Source organism: Flavobacterium kayseriense, assembly GCF_014305095.1.
Taxonomy (GTDB): domain Bacteria; phylum Bacteroidota; class Bacteroidia; order Flavobacteriales; family Flavobacteriaceae; genus Flavobacterium; species Flavobacterium kayseriense.
The window spans coordinates 144,490-160,468 of sequence record NZ_JACRUI010000002.1 but is presented as its reverse complement, the minus strand read 5'-3'; the positions used below and the strand labels follow the sequence as shown (position 1 = coordinate 160,468).

The 15,979-nt window shown below is 33.7% G+C and carries 14 protein-coding genes; 9 read left to right on the top strand and 5 right to left on the bottom strand.

From position 1 onward, the window contains the following. Positions 1 to 91: 91 nt before the first annotated feature. Together purU and H8R22_RS07055 are read right to left on the bottom strand one after the other, a co-directional pair. The gene (gene purU, locus H8R22_RS07060) at positions 92 to 946 is read right to left on the bottom strand and encodes a formyltetrahydrofolate deformylase (RefSeq protein WP_187010169.1); all 855 of its coding nucleotides are present in this window, start codon (positions 944 to 946) and stop codon (positions 92 to 94) included. 29 nt (positions 947 to 975) lie between these two features. Next, the gene (locus tag H8R22_RS07055) at positions 976 to 1,683 is read right to left on the bottom strand and encodes a DUF4197 domain-containing protein (protein ID WP_187009753.1); all 708 of its coding nucleotides are present in this window, start codon (positions 1,681 to 1,683) and stop codon (positions 976 to 978) included. Between the two features lie 277 nt (positions 1,684 to 1,960). On the opposite strand from H8R22_RS07055, the gene H8R22_RS07050 reads away from it, so the two are divergent. Then, positions 1,961 to 5,401, top strand: coding sequence for a methylmalonyl-CoA mutase family protein (locus H8R22_RS07050; protein WP_187009752.1), 3,441 nt, complete (start codon positions 1,961 to 1,963; stop codon positions 5,399 to 5,401). A gap of 409 nt (positions 5,402 to 5,810) precedes the next feature. Next, positions 5,811 to 6,677, top strand: a complete 867-nt coding sequence (locus H8R22_RS07045) for an alpha/beta hydrolase (RefSeq protein WP_187009751.1) — start codon at positions 5,811 to 5,813, stop codon at positions 6,675 to 6,677. A gap of 77 nt (positions 6,678 to 6,754) precedes the next feature. Here the strand turns inward: H8R22_RS07045 and H8R22_RS07040 are convergent, their stop codons facing one another. Next, on the bottom strand, positions 6,755 to 7,330 hold the full coding sequence (locus H8R22_RS07040) for a DUF1543 domain-containing protein (protein WP_187009750.1): 576 nt from the start codon (positions 7,328 to 7,330) through the stop codon (positions 6,755 to 6,757). An 85-nt stretch (positions 7,331 to 7,415) separates the two neighbouring features. On the opposite strand from H8R22_RS07040, the gene H8R22_RS07035 reads away from it, so the two are divergent. Next, a complete protein-coding gene (locus H8R22_RS07035; protein ID WP_187009749.1) occupies positions 7,416 to 7,913 on the top strand; it encodes a hypothetical protein in 498 nt (165 codons plus the stop codon). Positions 7,914 to 7,943: 30 nt separating this feature from the next. Beyond that, the gene (locus H8R22_RS07030; protein WP_187009748.1) at positions 7,944 to 8,465 is read left to right on the top strand and encodes a hypothetical protein; all 522 of its coding nucleotides are present in this window, start codon (positions 7,944 to 7,946) and stop codon (positions 8,463 to 8,465) included. 73 nt (positions 8,466 to 8,538) lie between these two features. Here the strand turns inward: H8R22_RS07030 and H8R22_RS07025 are convergent, their stop codons facing one another. Together H8R22_RS07025 and H8R22_RS07020 are read right to left on the bottom strand one after the other, a co-directional pair. Further along, a complete protein-coding gene (locus tag H8R22_RS07025) occupies positions 8,539 to 9,480 on the bottom strand; it encodes a TerC family protein (protein WP_187009747.1) in 942 nt (313 codons plus the stop codon). Positions 9,481 to 9,623: 143 nt separating this feature from the next. Further along, positions 9,624 to 10,637, bottom strand: a complete 1,014-nt coding sequence (locus H8R22_RS07020) for a glutamine synthetase beta-grasp domain-containing protein (RefSeq protein ID WP_187009746.1) — start codon at positions 10,635 to 10,637, stop codon at positions 9,624 to 9,626. 231 nt (positions 10,638 to 10,868) lie between these two features. On the opposite strand from H8R22_RS07020, the gene H8R22_RS07015 reads away from it, so the two are divergent. From H8R22_RS07015 to H8R22_RS06995, 5 genes are all read left to right on the top strand, one after another. Next, positions 10,869 to 13,058 (top strand): glutamine synthetase III family protein, encoded by a 2,190-nt coding sequence (locus H8R22_RS07015; RefSeq protein WP_187009745.1) that lies wholly within the window; start codon positions 10,869 to 10,871, stop codon positions 13,056 to 13,058. Between the two features lie 704 nt (positions 13,059 to 13,762). Beyond that, the gene (locus H8R22_RS07010; RefSeq protein ID WP_187009744.1) at positions 13,763 to 14,614 is read left to right on the top strand and encodes a hypothetical protein; all 852 of its coding nucleotides are present in this window, start codon (positions 13,763 to 13,765) and stop codon (positions 14,612 to 14,614) included. 78 nt (positions 14,615 to 14,692) lie between these two features. Then, positions 14,693 to 15,232 carry a hypothetical protein gene (locus tag H8R22_RS07005; protein WP_187009743.1) on the top strand — a complete coding sequence of 180 codons (540 nt, stop codon included), beginning with the start codon at positions 14,693 to 14,695 and terminating at the stop codon, positions 15,230 to 15,232. 1 nt (position 15,233) lies between these two features. Next, entirely contained in the window at positions 15,234 to 15,641 is a 408-nt protein-coding gene (gene csgH, locus H8R22_RS07000; RefSeq protein ID WP_187009742.1) for a curli-like amyloid fiber formation chaperone CsgH, read from the top strand. A gap of 14 nt (positions 15,642 to 15,655) precedes the next feature. Beyond that, positions 15,656 to 15,976: a CsgE family curli-type amyloid fiber assembly protein gene (locus H8R22_RS06995; RefSeq protein WP_222616909.1), complete on the top strand. Its 321-nt coding sequence runs from the start codon at positions 15,656 to 15,658 to the stop codon at positions 15,974 to 15,976. Positions 15,977 to 15,979: the final 3 nt, after the last annotated feature.

The following is a 15,979-nucleotide window of genomic DNA, read 5'->3' as shown; positions in this document are numbered from 1 at the left end:
AATTAGATTTTTTTAAAAAATCAATAAGAAGCCTTCAAGGTTTGTTTTACTAATTAGAATTTAATGTACACCGTTTTACTACTTCAGATCATTAGGTAAAAATGATGGTTTTATTATTGTAAACCATAGTTTTTCGCTCTGCATGGAGTTGTATTGCTTTTGCTAAAACAGATCGTTCTACATCCTTTCCTTTTATTATGAAATCTTCAATAGAATGGCTGTGTGTTACTCTCGTAATATCTTGAGCAATAATTGGTCCTTCATCCAATTCGTCGGTAACATAGTGACTAGTTGCTCCAATAATCTTTACGCCGCGTTTGAAAGCCGAATGATAAGGCTTAGCTCCTGGAAAAGCAGGTAAAAAAGAATGGTGAATATTAATGATCTTATTTTTATACAAGCCTATTAAATTAGGGGTTATAATTTGCATGTAGCGTGCAAGGACAATAAAATTTACTTGGTATTCTTGCAAGAGCGCAATTTGCCGTTGCTCTCCCTCTTGTTTGATCTCCTTATTAAAAGGAACATGATGAAAAGGAATATTGAATCGATCCGCAATTGGTCTTAAGTCATCATGATTACTTATTATCAGAGGAATTTCAATTGCTAATTCTCCTGCACTATACCGACCTAGTATATCGTAAAGACAATGCTCATATTTAGATACAAAAAGTGCCATCCTAGGTTTGTATTCTTGCGTATAAATTTCCCATGACATATTAAATCGTTGCGCAATTTCAATCTCAAAATTAATTTTGATTTTTTCTAAGTCCCACTTAGCATTTTCAAATTCGCATTCTAATCTCATGAAAAATACGTTTTCTTCAGGGTCAACATGTTGGTCTAAGTACGTAATATTACCGTCAATTGAACCGATGTAGTTCGTGACTGATGCAATTATTGTCTTCTGATCTTCGCAGTGAATTAAAATGGTGATTTTTTGCATCATTTTTCGAATTTAGGTACAATGGTTACTTATTTTTTATCTTGCATTGCAAAAACTGATTGTAGTAAAGGAGTAGTACGCGCGCTGATATTTGTTCTTATATTTTGTTCTTCAACTGCGATCATTTTAAATACACCTACCATTGCCTGAGTAGTAACATAATCATTCAAATCAGGGTTTACTTTTTTTACAAAAGGAATACTGTTGTATTTGGTGATTATATTGGTCCAAACCTGATCTGCGCCTACTTTACTAAACGAGTTCTTAATAACAGGGTTAAACTTACTGTACAATGCAGTCGATGTGCTGTTTTGTAAGTAGTTTGTCGCCGCTATATTGCTTCCCAATAATATTGTTCTGGCATCTGTAAAAGTCATATTCTTAATTGCGTCTACAAATATTGGTGTAGCCTCTTTTACTGCATCTTCGGCAGCACGATTTAGTACTTTTAGTCCTTCATCAGCTAGAGAGCTAAGTCCAATGCTTCTTAACCCTGCATCTACTTTTCGCAACTCTTCGGGTAATAAAATTTTTACAGCTTCGTTTCTGAAAAAACCATCAGTTGCTGTTAATTTTGTAACTTGTTTTGTGATTCCGTTGTTTAAAGCTTCTTTCAATCCAGCGGAAATATTGAAGGTTCCATTAGTTCCTATGGCAGGATATTGATTTGCTATTTGTTGTAGCTCTGCGCAACTAGTAAGGGTAAAAATGCTAAGTAAGAATAGAAATTTTTTCATGATATGTTTTATTTGTTCCAAAAATACTACTTAATTAAAAATAGAGCGGTATAATTTTCTTTAGAAGCAACAACTTTATGTTATATTTCGGAACAGTGGTCCTCCTGTCCGATATATCCAGACTGTAATTGCTCTATTAGCAATTACAGTCTGGGATGCCACTTCCATCAGGGCTATTTATCACGTTTTCTGCTTTTTTATTAACATCTCAAAGGAAGAGTGAACAATCATTAAAAATTTTTGTAAATTGCACTCTTAAAATTATCATATTCTCAAAATGAATCCACAAACACCGTATATTCCTAAGAATAAAGTAAGAATAGTAACTGCAGCCTCATTATTTGATGGTCATGATGCAGCTATAAATATAATGAGACGAATTATTCAATCTACTGGAGTAGAGGTAATTCATCTAGGACACGACCGTAGTGTTGAAGAAGTAGTAAATACTGCTATTCAAGAAGATGCAAATGCTATTGCGATGACATCATATCAAGGTGGTCATAATGAATACTTTAAGTATATGCATGACCTACTTAAAGAAAAAGGGGCAGGACATATCAAAATCTTCGGTGGAGGAGGTGGTGTTATTTTACCATCGGAAATTGCCGAACTTCAAGCCTACGGAATCACACGTATTTACGCACCTGATGATGGGCGATCTATGGGATTGCAAGGAATGATCAATGACTTAGTGCAACAATCTGATTTTCCTACAGGAGATAAATTAACGGGTGAAGTAGCGCAATTAGCTTCAAAAAATCCAACTGCAATTGCCCGAATTATATCGGCAGCAGAGAACTTCACTGCTATTGCTAAGCCGGCTTTAGAGGCGATACATAAAATGAACGAAAACTGTAAAACTCCAGTTTTAGGTATTACAGGAACAGGTGGTTCAGGTAAATCATCATTAGTAGATGAATTGGTTCGTCGCTTTTTAATTGATTTCCCTGAGAAAACAATCGGATTAATCTCTGTAGATCCATCAAAACGTAAGACAGGTGGAGCGTTACTTGGAGATAGAATTCGTATGAATGCTATTAATAATCCTCGTGTGTACATGAGATCATTGGCTACGCGTCAATCTAACTTGGCTTTGTCTAAATATGTTGCCGATGCTATTCAGGTAATTAAAGCAGCAAAGTATGATATTATCATTCTAGAAACTTCTGGAATCGGGCAGTCAGATACAGAGATAATGGACCACTCTGATGTTTCATTGTACGTTATGACACCAGAATTTGGAGCTGCTACGCAATTAGAAAAAATCGATATGCTTGATTTTGCCGATTTAGTAGCGCTTAATAAATTTGACAAACGTGGTGCTTTGGATGCACTTCGTGATGTGAAAAAACAATACCAACGCAATCATAACCTTTGGGACGCAAGTCCAGATGATATGCCTGTTTTCGGGACGATTGCTTCGCAGTTCAATGATCCAGGAATGAATACGCTTTACAAAGCGATCATGGATAAAGTAGTCGAAAAAACAAGTTCCGACCTAAAATCTACTTTTGAAGTAACTCGTGAAATGAGTGAAAAAATCTTTGTGATTCCACCACATAGAACCCGTTATTTATCTGAAATTGCCGAAAGTAATCGTAAATATGATGAAACTGCCTTAAGTCAACAAAAAGTAGCTCAAAAGTTGTACGGAATTTTCAAAACAATCGAATCCGTTTCAGGAAACGTTCCTGTTATTAATAAAGTAGGAATTGATGATGAATCTGTTTACCCATCTGCAGTAAAGGAACAAGATGAGAATAATATCTTTCTAAACCTTTTACTAAATCAATTTGATAAAGTAAAAATGGATTTAGATCCCTACAATTGGGAAGTAATCCTGACTTGGGACGAAAAAGTAAATAAATACAAAGATCCTATTTACTCCTTTAAAGTAAGAGATAAAGTAATCGAAATAAAAACACATTCAGAGTCCTTGTCACACTCTCAAATACCTAAAATTGCTTTGCCTAAATACGAGGCTTGGGGAGATATATTGAGATGGTGCTTACAAGAAAATGTTCCTGGAGAATTCCCTTTTACATCAGGATTGTACCCGTTTAAAAGAGAAGGTGAAGATCCTTCTCGTATGTTTGCTGGAGAGGGTGGGCCTGAAAGAACAAACAAGCGTTTTCATTATGTTAGTGCTGGATTACCGGCCAAACGTTTGTCTACAGCTTTTGATAGTGTAACTTTATACGGAAACGATCCGCACTTACGTCCTGATATTTACGGGAAAATTGGTAATGCCGGAGTTTCTATTTGTTGTTTGGATGATGCTAAAAAATTGTATTCTGGTTTTGACTTGGTGCATGCATTAACTTCAGTAAGTATGACTATAAATGGGCCAGCGCCCATGTTGCTCGGTTTCTTTATGAATGCAGCTATCGATCAACAATGTGAATTGTACATCAAAGCAAATGACTTAGAGAAAGAAGTTGATGCTAAAATTAAAGCGATATACAAAGAAAAAGGAGTTGCTCGCCCTGCGTATAATGGTGATTTACCCGAAGGAAATAATGGTTTAGGTTTGTACCTTCTAGGTGTGACTGGAGACCAAGTATTGCCTCTAGAGGTTTATAAAGAAATCAAAGTGAGAACACTTTCTCAAGTTCGTGGAACAGTTCAAGCTGATATTTTGAAAGAAGATCAAGCTCAAAATACCTGTATTTTTTCTACAGAATTTGCATTGCGTTTAATGGGTGATGTTCAGGAATATTTCATTACAAATAATGTTCGAAATTTCTATTCAGTTTCAATTTCAGGATACCATATTGCTGAGGCGGGAGCCAATCCAATTACGCAGTTAGCGTTTACACTTTCAAACGGATTCACTTATGTAGAGTATTACTTAAGTCGCGGAATGAATATTAATGATTTCGGACCTAATTTATCTTTCTTCTTTTCAAATGGAGTAGATCCTGAGTATGCAGTTATTGGTCGTGTAGCGCGTAAAATTTGGGCGAAAGCCATGAAAACGAAATACGGTGCAAACGAGAGAGCTCAAATGTTGAAATACCATATTCAAACATCAGGACGATCGTTACATGCTCAAGAAATTGACTTTAATGATATTCGTACCACATTACAAGCGTTATACGCTATTTATGATAACTGTAACTCGTTGCATACCAATGCGTATGATGAAGCGATTACAACACCTACAGAGGAATCTGTGCGTCGTGCAATGGCAATCCAACTGATTATAAACAAAGAATTAGGTCTAGCCAAAAACGAAAACCCAATTCAAGGTTCATTCATCATTGAAGAATTAACAGACTTAGTAGAAGCGGCTGTTTTACTAGAATTCGACAGAATTACGGAACGTGGAGGAGTGCTTGGTGCTATGGAAACGATGTACCAACGCTCTAAAATTCAAGAAGAGAGTTTATACTACGAAACCTTGAAACATACTGGTGAGTTCCCAATCATTGGGGTAAATACCTTTTTGAGTTCAAAAGGATCTCCTACAGTGATTCCAGCTGAGGTAATTCGTGCGACTGAAGAGGAAAAGCAATTCCAAATTCAGACATTAGAGAATTTACATATAGCGAATGCGAAGCAAGTTCAAATACAGTTAGATAATATTCAAGATGCAGCCATTAAAAACGAAAATTTATTCGATCATTTAATGGAAGCTACTAAAGTGTGTACGCTTGGACAAATCACTGCTGCTTTATTTGAAGTAGGTGGTCAGTATAGAAGAAATATGTAAGCAGAGAACCACTTTTTGCGTAGCAAAAAGTGTGTGAATCGCTTATCCCGATTTTTATCGGGATCTAACTCATTAGATAACGTGATTGTTTTTGTGAAGCAAAAAGTGTGTGAATCGCTTATCCCGATTTTTATCGGGATCTAACTCATTAGATAACGTGATTGTTTTTGTGAAGCAAAAAGTGTGTGAATCGCTTATCCCGATTTTTATCGGGATCTAACTCATTAGATAACGTGATTGTTTTTGCGGAGCAAAAAGTGTGTGAATCGCTTATTTCAATTATACAGAGATTTACAATAGATAACTAAAAGACCTTTCAAAACGAAAGGTCTTTTTTTTGGTTGCAATGGATTATCAGATTTTTATCATAAAGCAGTATATTTACTTTTTTACTACAAAACTATCTAACATGAAAAAACTTCAAATTCTTTTATTATTTCTTCTACTGGTTCAGATCACATCATCTTATGGTGCGACAGTGGATACGTTGCAAATCCCTAGTGTTTCCATGAACAAGATGTATAAAGCGGCTGTCGTTTTACCTAGCTCTTATGCTAAAAGTACAACAAATTACCCCGTAATGTATTTGCTTCATGGGGCTTATGGTCATTTTGATAGTTGGCTATCTAAAACTCCGAATAAAAATTTATTACATCAATTGTCAGATCAATATAATATGATCATTGTAATGCCCGAGGGAGAAACATTTAGTTTTTATTTAGATAGTCCGCTAAGCAATGGTAGTCAGTTTGAAACTTATATTACTAAGGAAGTTGTTAATAAAATTGACAATACGTACAGAACGATTAATGATCGAAATGGTCGAGTGATTACAGGGCTATCTATGGGTGGTCATGGAGCCTTATATTTATCAGGTAAACATCCCGAACTTTTTTGCGCAGCGGGTAGTATGAGTGGTGCGGTAGACATGGGAAGCATGATCACAGCTGAATCTAAAGAAAGAATTACGAAATTAATGGAACCTGTGTTTGGAAAAGAAGGTAAATCGCAAGAAACATATGCTTCCTATGCTGTTTTAAATATGGTTAATAAGATGGCTGATAATAATCTATCGCTAATAATAGATTGTGGTGTAAACGATTTTTTGCTAGAATCTAATAGGGAGTTGCATAAACGATTAGTTGTAGCTAAAGTTAAGCATGATTTTACAGAACGTCCTGGAGCACATACTTGGGATTATTGGGAAAACGCACTTCCATATCATGTTCTTTTTTTTAGTAAAGTATTGAAAACTAATAGTGGATTAGTAAAATAAATGCAATAAAAAGGACTTTCATACTGTTATGAAAGTCCTTTTTATTTTGTGTCAACACAAGAGCTATACTAAGAGAACTATACGGATATAGTTTTTATTTTCACATAACCTATATGCAATTCGTCTTCTTCTAATGGCTGATTGGATTTCGTTATTTTTAAGCCGTATTGATCTTTATACTGCGAGTCTAAAATATCATTAACTCTGTGTGTTTCATCTACATCGATACCATATTTATCATCAATATGAGATGCTCCTGCTCCTTCAAAACCACAATGCTTGAAAAAAGTAGTTGATTTAACCTTTCTGGTAGCTGCGCCTAGCGTTTTGGATACAGTTACCATTTTATAATGGTATTCTTCAAACTCTCCTTTTTTATATCCACCTAAATTAATGAAAAACAAAGTATTTTCATTTTCGGGCTGTTTTTCAGTTTTATCAATAACTTGAATCAAATGATTATCAACAGCTGTGATTTCGCGCCAAGCATCAATATGAATTTTTCCTTTAGCTTCAGGCCAAAAAGCCTTCATTTCTGGAACTAAATCTTTAACAGAAGTTCCAATTCCAAAAAAAATATCGTGTTGCTCTGTTAGACGTCCTTTCGGTGTACAGCCTAGCATTACCATGTATAGTTTAAGTTGCTTTTCCATAATTCAAAGCTACAAATTATTATTAAAATATTTTTTGGCACAGTTAATGAATATTGTAAAAAAGAACAAATAAAATTACGACATCATGAGAAAATTATTTACCCTTTTAGCCTTTATTGGCGTCCTTAGTTTGCAAAGTTGTACGATCACCGATGAAGTTTATATAGAAGATACCTCTTCAAGTGAAGTATTTGAAGTTCCAACCTCTTTTACCGCTTCTAATTCTTTTAGTAAACAGATTATTTTTAATTCAAAAATATTTGCTTCGGATGAGGTGTTGGTATATAGATTAACCGGAACTTATCAAGGTAAAGAGGTTTGGGCTTTGTTACCAGAAGATCATTTTTACAACGACGGTTCATTTGATTTTGGTTATGAATATGATTATTCCTTAAGAGATGTTACCGTATACTTGGTAGGGGCTAATTTAAATACGGTGCCAACATCGTTTAGATTGAATCAATTACTTCGTGTTGTCATAGTACCAGGGAGCTTTGCCAAGCAGGTGAACAAGAAAGATTATTTTGATGTAGTTTCAAAATTAAATTTGAAAGAAAGCGATATACAAAAAATCACACTTTAATAGAAAATACAACCTTAAACAATTATTATTATGAAAAAATTATTTACCCTTTTAGCGCTAATTGGAATAGTGAGTCTACAAAGTTGCACAGTATCTGAGGTAGCGCCTATCAATGATAATGACACGATACCACAAGCATTTGAAATTAAGAATGTTAATTTAGGTAGAGTTGCTGATAATGAATATAATATTTCAAGTACTTTTCAATTTGAAATCGGAGGAGATTTATTTAATGATGAAACTATATTAGTTTATAGAATGAGCGGCCTTGTAAATTCTACTACTCCAATTTGGCAATTAATACCAAGAACAATTTATCTCTCTAATGGAAATGAATTAGATTACGATTTTGATTTTAGTAAAAAAGATTTTTTTATCACTGCCAGAGGAACTTATAATTTACTGATTACTCCTCAATATATCGATAATCAAACTTTTAGGATTGTCATCTTACCGACTAATTTATTGTCATCAGTCAATAAAAATAATTATATTGCTGTTATGGCCGCTCTAAATTTAAAAGAAAGTCAAGTTCAAAAAATCAACTTTTAATTCAAAATTATAATTTGCAAAAAAAAAAGGATAGCACAGCTATCCTTTTTTTATTTAAGTAATTCTAAAATTGCTATTTAGCTTTATTTTTATAAAGGGAAAACACTACTCCGGAAAGTAGTGACAGCGCTATAACAGCAAGGGACACCCATTCCGGAATTTCTATGAAATCTTGTAAAATCATTTTTACTCCTACGAAGGTTAAAATTACAATTAGACTGTACTCGAGGTAACTGAATTTTTCTAGCATATTAGCCAAGAAAAAGTACATAGATCTAAGTCCTAATATTGCGAAGATATTAGAGCTAAATACTAAAAAAGGATCATTTGTGATAGCTAAAATTGCAGGCACGCTATCAACTGCAAAAACAACATCCATAACTTCAATTACAACCAAGGCGACAAAAAGTGGTGTTGCAGCGGTTAAGTGACGTCTTTTTACAAAAAAATGTTCACCATCAATATGATTCGAAATTGGCATTATTTTCTTTAAAGCTTTATAAACAAAAGACTTTTTAGGTTCAAATTGATCATCATCACCTGTTAATAACATTTTTACAGCAGTATAAATTAAGAAAGCTCCAAATATGTATGTGGTCCAGGCGAATTTATTGATAATTAGAACACCAAAATAGATCATCAAACCTCTAAAAAAGACGGCACCAAGGATACCCCAAAAAAGTACACGATGTTGATATTTTTGGGGTATTTTAAAGGCGGAAAAGATAATTGCAATGACAAAAATGTTATCAATACTCAATGATAATTCAATTAAATAACCAGTGATGTATTTTATTGAAGCGGCTAAAGGTTTTAAATTATCGGGGTTTTCAATATAGCCATTACCATAGATCCAATAGATCACACCGGAGAATAAAAAGGATATTGTAATCCAGATTGCGGTCCATTTGGTTGCTTCTTTGGAGCTTATTATATGAGGATTTTTATTAAAAACCCCTAAATCTAAGGCAAGAATTATAATGATAATAACGAAAAAAGAAATCCAGATAATCATAACTTTATTTTTAGTTTCTCACACAAAGATACCTTTTGATTCTTAATTTCTAATTATTTATATGAAAACTTGTTGTAGTGCGAAAATAAAAAAAGTGCCATTAAAAATAATAGCACTTTTATAATTTTGTAAAGAGGTTTAGATTATAAAACTGAATTTACTGTTTGTATAATTCGTGCAGCAATTTTATAAGGATCTCCGTTTGACGCTGGTCTTCTATCTTCAAGCCAACCTTTCCATCCTTTTTGAACTGTCATTAAAGGAATACGTATTGAACATCCTCGATCAGATATTCCATAAGAGAAGTCATGAATAGAAGCAGTTTCATGTTTACCAGTTAAACGTAAATCATTATAAGCACCATAAACAGCGATATGCTCAGCGGTTACTGGGCGGAAAGCTTCACAAATTTTTTCGTAGGTTTCTTGAGACCCACAAGTTCTAAGGACTTCGTTAGAAAAGTTAGCATGCATTCCTGATCCATTCCAATCCGTGTCTCCAAGTGGTTTTGGGTGGTACTCAATGTAGTAACCGTATTTTTCAGTTAAACGGTCTAATAAATATCTTGCTACCCAAATTTCATCACCTGCTTTTTTCGCACCTTGTGCAAACAGTTGAAACTCCCACTGACCGCAGGCAACTTCTTGATTAATTCCTTCAAAATTAATTCCAGCTGCGATACACAAGTCTGCATGTTCTTCAACTAATGCTCTTCCGTGTGTATTTTTCCCACCTACAGAGCAGTAATACATTCCTTGAGGAGCTGGATACCCACCAATAGGGAAACCTAAAGGTAAAAGGGTCTTAGTGTCCATGATAAAATATTCTTGCTCAAAACCAAACCAGAAATCACCATCATCATCAATTGTAGATCTTCCATTAGAGGAATGTGGTGTGCCGTCTGCGTTCATAACTTCGGTCATTACCAAGTAACCGTTAAGGCGAGTTGGGTCTGGGTAAATCGCAACAGGAACTAACAAACAATCAGATGAACCGCCTTCTGCTTGTCGAGTTGATGAACCATCAAAAGACCAATTTCCAATTTCAGCTAAAGTTCCTTTAAAATTTTCGTGTTCTTCAACTTTAGTTTTACTCCTAAGGTTTTGAGTTGGTTCGTATCCGTCTAACCAAATGTATTCTAATTTTATTTTTGCCATGGTAACAAAGTTTTGTTGCTTATTTACTTTTTTTGCAAATATATAGATATTTTGTCTTTTGCTAAAAACAGAGGGGGTATTTTGTTTATAGAGGTACTATTTTTATTAAAACCCTATTTTTAATAGGGTTCAATTTATGAATTACTATTATTTGGATGTATTTTTATTATATTATCATACTGGTTGTTCTATTTTTTTGAAGACAAATCATTAACTTTGTAAAAAAAAAATATGTCAACAATTCGTTTCCAAGCTTTGAGAGAAGCTTCCACAAGAAAACCAGTTCAATTTGAAGAATCAGGAAAAAAATCTGCTATTTTCGGTTCAAATGTGTTCAACGAAAAGGCAATGAAGCAGTATTTAACTTCGGATGCTTTAAAAGGTGTTCAAAGTGCAGTGCTACATGGTACAAAAATTGATAGAAAATTAGCCGACTACATAGCAATGGGTATGAAGGAGTGGGCGCTGTCTAAAGGTGTAACACATTATACACACTGGTTTCAACCACTTACAGGTGCGACTGCTGAGAAGCATGATGCTTTTTTTGAAACGTCTTATGATGGGAGTGATCCAGTTGAGAAATTTGGAGGTGCGCAATTAGTGCAACAAGAGCCAGATGCTTCTAGTTTTCCAAATGGTGGAATTAGAAATACATTTGAAGCTAGAGGTTATACGGCTTGGGACCCAACATCTCCTGCTTTTATATATGGTACTACTTTATGTATCCCAACTGTATTCATTTCATATACAGGAGAAGCATTAGATAATAAAATACCTTTATTAAGAGCTTTATCAGCTATTGATGAAGCAGCTACTGATGTGTGTAAATATTTTGATAAAAACGTAAAGAAAGTTACTGCCACTTTAGGTTGGGAGCAAGAATATTTCTTGATTGATAGATCTTTAGCAGAATCTCGTCCTGACTTAATGATGACGGGTAGGACTTTACTAGGTCATACTTCTGCAAAAGGGCAGCAATTAGATGACCATTATTTTGGTGCCATTCCCACTCGTGCTTTAACATACATGAGAGATTTGGAGCAAGAATGTATGTTGCTTGGTATACCTGTTAAAACACGTCATAACGAAGTTGCACCAAACCAATTTGAGTTTGCACCAATATTTGAAGAGACAAATTTAGCAGTTGATCATAACTGTTTATTAATGGATGTAATGCAGAAAGTAGCAGAACGTCATGATTTGAAAGTTTTACTACATGAGAAACCATTTAAAGGAGTAAATGGTTCTGGAAAACACAATAACTGGTCATTAGCAACTGATACTGGAGTAAACTTATTAAGCCCTAGCAAGACGCCAATGACTAATTTACAGTTTTTGGCTTTCTTTATTAATACAATTAAAGCAGTAAATGATTACGAGGCTTTATTGAGAGCAGCAATTGCAACAGCAAGTAATGACCATAGACTAGGAGCAAATGAAGCGCCACCGGCTATTATCTCTGTTTTTATTGGAGCACAATTAACAAAAGTGTTAGAAGAATTAGAAGGTGTAACCAAAGGGAAATTATCTCCTGAAGAAAAAACCGACCTTAAACTTAATGTCGTTGGTAAAATTCCAGAGGTGATTTTGGATAATACGGACAGAAATAGAACTTCTCCGTTTGCTTTTACAGGTAATAAATTTGAGTTTAGAGCCGTGGGTTCAACTGCAAACTGTTCTAATGCAATGACGACTCTTAACACTATCGTCGCAAAACAATTAAAAGACTTCAAGAAAGAGGTAGATGCTTTGATTGAAACTAAAGACATGAAAAAGGATGATGCGATCTTTAATGTTTTAAGAGAGTATATTAAACATTCTAAGAAGATCCTTTTTGAAGGCGATGGTTACAGTGAAGCATGGGAAATAGAGGCTAAGAAAAGAGGTTTAAGTAATTTTAAAACTACTCCGCAAGCTTTAAAAGCTAGAGCATCAAAACAAGCTTTAGATTTATTTTCAGAAATGGGAATTATGAACCATATCGAAGTAGAGGCACGTTACGAAATCGAATTAGAAGAGTATACTAAGAAAATTCAAATAGAAGGACGTGTTTTGGGTGATATTGCAACAAATCACGTTATTCCAACTGCTATACGATACCAGAACACCTTAATTGAAAACGTAAAGGGATTGAAGGATATTTTTGGTTCTGATTTTGAAAACATTGCTAAGGAACAAATTATCATCATTAAATCAATATCGAAGCACATAGAAGGAATTAATTCTAAGGTGATGGCAATGACTAATGAAAGGAAAAAAGCTAATGTTTTGACTGATGCACAAAAAATGGCTGAAGCGTATTGCGATAATGTAAAGCCTTATTTTGAAATCATCCGTGAGCACTGTGATAAATTAGAGCTTTTGGTTGACAACGAACTTTGGACCTTAACAAAGTATAGAGAATTATTGTTTACGAAGTAATTTTGTAAAATTAATACTTACCAGCCGCCTTCCTAATAGAAGGCGGTTTTTTTTATGGCTTATCTGGAATGAAGTAAAATGGTTTTTTTTAAATTCAAATGAATTTTGTTTTTATTAAAGATGATCTACTACTATTTCTCTAAAAGTGGTGTTAAATCGAAGCATGATTTAATAGTAGGAATTTATTTTATTCCTACAAATATACTTGTAGGTTTACCAACTAAATTTGATTTGCCCGCATATTGTCTATTTTATACTAGATTTATTGTGTTTACTCCATAGGATTCGCAAATAGATATTGATTTAGTCGAAATCATTATAAATTATCTTAAAAACAACTAGTAATTTGCGATTATTTCTTTTTTTGTATTAAAAAACTAAACGGAGTAGTTTTTTTCTTAGACACTCTAAAATTTAAAGTGTAGTTTATCGATTATGAGTAACACTTTATCGAAAAAACCATTATTTGTTTGAAAAACAAGTGTTTATACGGGGTATGTATTGAAATATTATTTCTATATTTGAATTGTAGTAATGAAATAGTCGTTTAGCAATTTGTTTCTGACTATCTCCTTTTTACAACAAGAGATTCCCAAATCTTAAAAAAAATAACCTACAAAAAAAGAATAAAAAAAGTTAAGCCCATGGCTTTTTTTAAAACCTACGTAATAACTTGTATTAATAACCAATTAAATATATTTATTATGAAAAAAGTAGTTTTAAGCGTCTCAGCGATGCTATTTGTAGGAGCGATGTCATTTGCTCAAGTTAACATGTCTAATGTTAACCAAGTTGGTAATCTAAATGGTTCTACCGTGAATCAAAATGGTGGTGCTAACGATTCGGATGTAGATCAATATGGTCGAAGCAACACATCAACAGTTTATCAAGGTACTCAGCCTTCTATGGTACATGCAATGAGAAATAGTGCAGAGGTTTTTCAAAGAGGCCAATCAAACACAGCATTCGTTTCTCAAAGTAACCAAGACAATGAGGCTTTCCAAAGACAAGTTGGAGATAACAACCGTGCAACTATTTGGCAAGATCAAGTTGCTGGAGCTCCAGGAGCGACTCAAGGATCTGATTGGGCTAGACAAGTACAAAGAGGGGATAACAATACTGCGACAGTAGATCAAGGTACTTCAGGTAATGATATTCCATCAACCACAGCAGTTTTTAGTACTGCACAGATAGGTCTTGCAGGAGGTGTTGTAGTGCCAGTTTCTCCACATAGAAACAACAGAGCGCTGCAGTTGCAGACTGGAGATGGTAACTCTGCTTATGCTAGCCAAGGTGGTATAGGTAATGACTCTTCTCAAACACAAACTTCTCCAACTGGTACATCTATGGCTGATGGAAATGTTTCTAATCATTATCAATATGGAAACAGAAACGTTGCTTCATTAACTCAAAATGGTACTAAATTGGTAGAGAATACGATGCAGATAGGTAATAATAATACTTCTACTGTTGTACAATCTGGTACGGGTCATCAACATGTTGGGTTTTCTTTTGGAAACGGTAACACTATTAATAATACTCAATCAGGAATGTAAATTTCTATGAATTAAAAAAAAAGGTGAGGTAGTTCTAAATAAAACTATCTCATCTTTTTACTTTAAAAGACAAGCAAAATGAAAACGATATATTTATTAAATACTGTATTATTTCTGTGTTTGGTACCTTCTGTATTTTCGCAAAAGTTAAAGATCGATTCTAATGCAGAAAACGAATATTTCTCAGTTTTAAAACCTAAAGAAGTTGCTTCTATCTTAACAACTTTTGTTGATGGAAATGCTTTAAATAAAAAAGACGCTATAGAAAAAAATAGAACTACAGGTATTTTAATTCAGCAAATAGGTAACTACAATACTTCAGCTATTATTGTAAGTTCAAGAGAAACTTCCATCTCTCTAACTCAAAACGGAGATAATAATGACTATATGCTAGTCAAGAATGCTGCGAAAATTAAAGCTAATATAATTCAAAACGGAAATAGCAATTCGATCAATGATTATACTAAGGCAACTAACTATGAGACTAATTCTCAGATGATGCAAAACGGTAATAATCTAAATATTAAAAGTATTGGTACTAATTCTATTTCGAAGGATATGAAAGTAAATCAAGCAGGCAATGGAGCTTCAATAATTATAATAAATAAAAGTAACTAAAATGCAAGTACTTAGAAATTTTATAACGATCAGTTTTTTATTACCTACAATCTTAGTTTACGCTCAAAAGAGTGTGCCACAAGATGAAGTAAAGGCTAAAATTGAAGTGAATAAAATGGAAAATACTATTAAAGTAACGGGTACTGCTGAAAATAAAACGGCTATAACTAAAAGCGCTTCTTATAGATTATCTGTTATTAAAAATAGTGTGACATCAAATGGTAATCAATCGAATAATTCGCAGGAGGGTGTATTTACTTTAAACCCAAATGAAAAAATTAAATTATCTACAACTCAAGTTACTATTAATGATGATGAAGTAGTTATTGTGATGTTGCTTTTTTTTAATGAAGATAAGGAGATAATTAGTAAAGAGAGAATCGAATTTAATGGTGAAAAAAAAAAGTAGAGGCGGTAGAGCTTCTGCCAGATGATAGTTTTATTCTAAAAGGTATTATAACGGATAATACCAAAACTAGAATTGGGCTAGATTTTTATGACAAATATTATTATAAATACAATGATTTAAATATTAATGGAAACGAGATAATTACCATCTTAGAGGAGCTGAGCCTTGGTAGAAATACCAAAATAAGTATTGTAGTAAATAATGAAGTTATTTATGAGTTTTTAACTAGGCCAGATGATGAGTTTTTAGATGCAGTGGCAGAAGAAGCGGTGAGAATATCCTATTATTATTTTAAGGAGAAAGAAAAGGAAAAGACCTATTTTATTCAGTATTAAATA

Bases quoted from the DNA above. Each gene is read 5' to 3' on its own strand.
- H8R22_RS07025 (WP_187009747.1), bottom strand. From the start codon at position 9,480: ATGATTATCTGGATTTCTTTTTTCGTTATTATCATTATAATTCTTGCC.
- H8R22_RS07020 (WP_187009746.1), bottom strand. From the start codon at position 10,637: ATGGCAAAAATAAAATTAGAATACATTTGGTTAGACGGATACGAACCA.
- purU (WP_187010169.1), bottom strand. From the start codon at position 946: ATGCAAAAAATCACCATTTTAATTCACTGCGAAGATCAGAAGACAATA.
- H8R22_RS07030 (WP_187009748.1), top strand. From the start codon at position 7,944: ATGAAAAAATTATTTACCCTTTTAGCGCTAATTGGAATAGTGAGTCTA.
- csgH (WP_187009742.1), top strand. From the start codon at position 15,234: ATGCAAGTACTTAGAAATTTTATAACGATCAGTTTTTTATTACCTACA.
- H8R22_RS07015 (WP_187009745.1), top strand. From the start codon at position 10,869: ATGTCAACAATTCGTTTCCAAGCTTTGAGAGAAGCTTCCACAAGAAAA.
- H8R22_RS07010 (WP_187009744.1), top strand. From the start codon at position 13,763: ATGAAAAAAGTAGTTTTAAGCGTCTCAGCGATGCTATTTGTAGGAGCG.
- H8R22_RS07055 (WP_187009753.1), bottom strand. From the start codon at position 1,683: ATGAAAAAATTTCTATTCTTACTTAGCATTTTTACCCTTACTAGTTGC.
- H8R22_RS07050 (WP_187009752.1), top strand. From the start codon at position 1,961: ATGAATCCACAAACACCGTATATTCCTAAGAATAAAGTAAGAATAGTA.
- H8R22_RS07045 (WP_187009751.1), top strand. From the start codon at position 5,811: ATGAAAAAACTTCAAATTCTTTTATTATTTCTTCTACTGGTTCAGATC.
- H8R22_RS07040 (WP_187009750.1), bottom strand. From the start codon at position 7,330: ATGGAAAAGCAACTTAAACTATACATGGTAATGCTAGGCTGTACACCG.
- H8R22_RS07005 (WP_187009743.1), top strand. From the start codon at position 14,693: ATGAAAACGATATATTTATTAAATACTGTATTATTTCTGTGTTTGGTA.
- H8R22_RS07035 (WP_187009749.1), top strand. From the start codon at position 7,416: ATGAGAAAATTATTTACCCTTTTAGCCTTTATTGGCGTCCTTAGTTTG.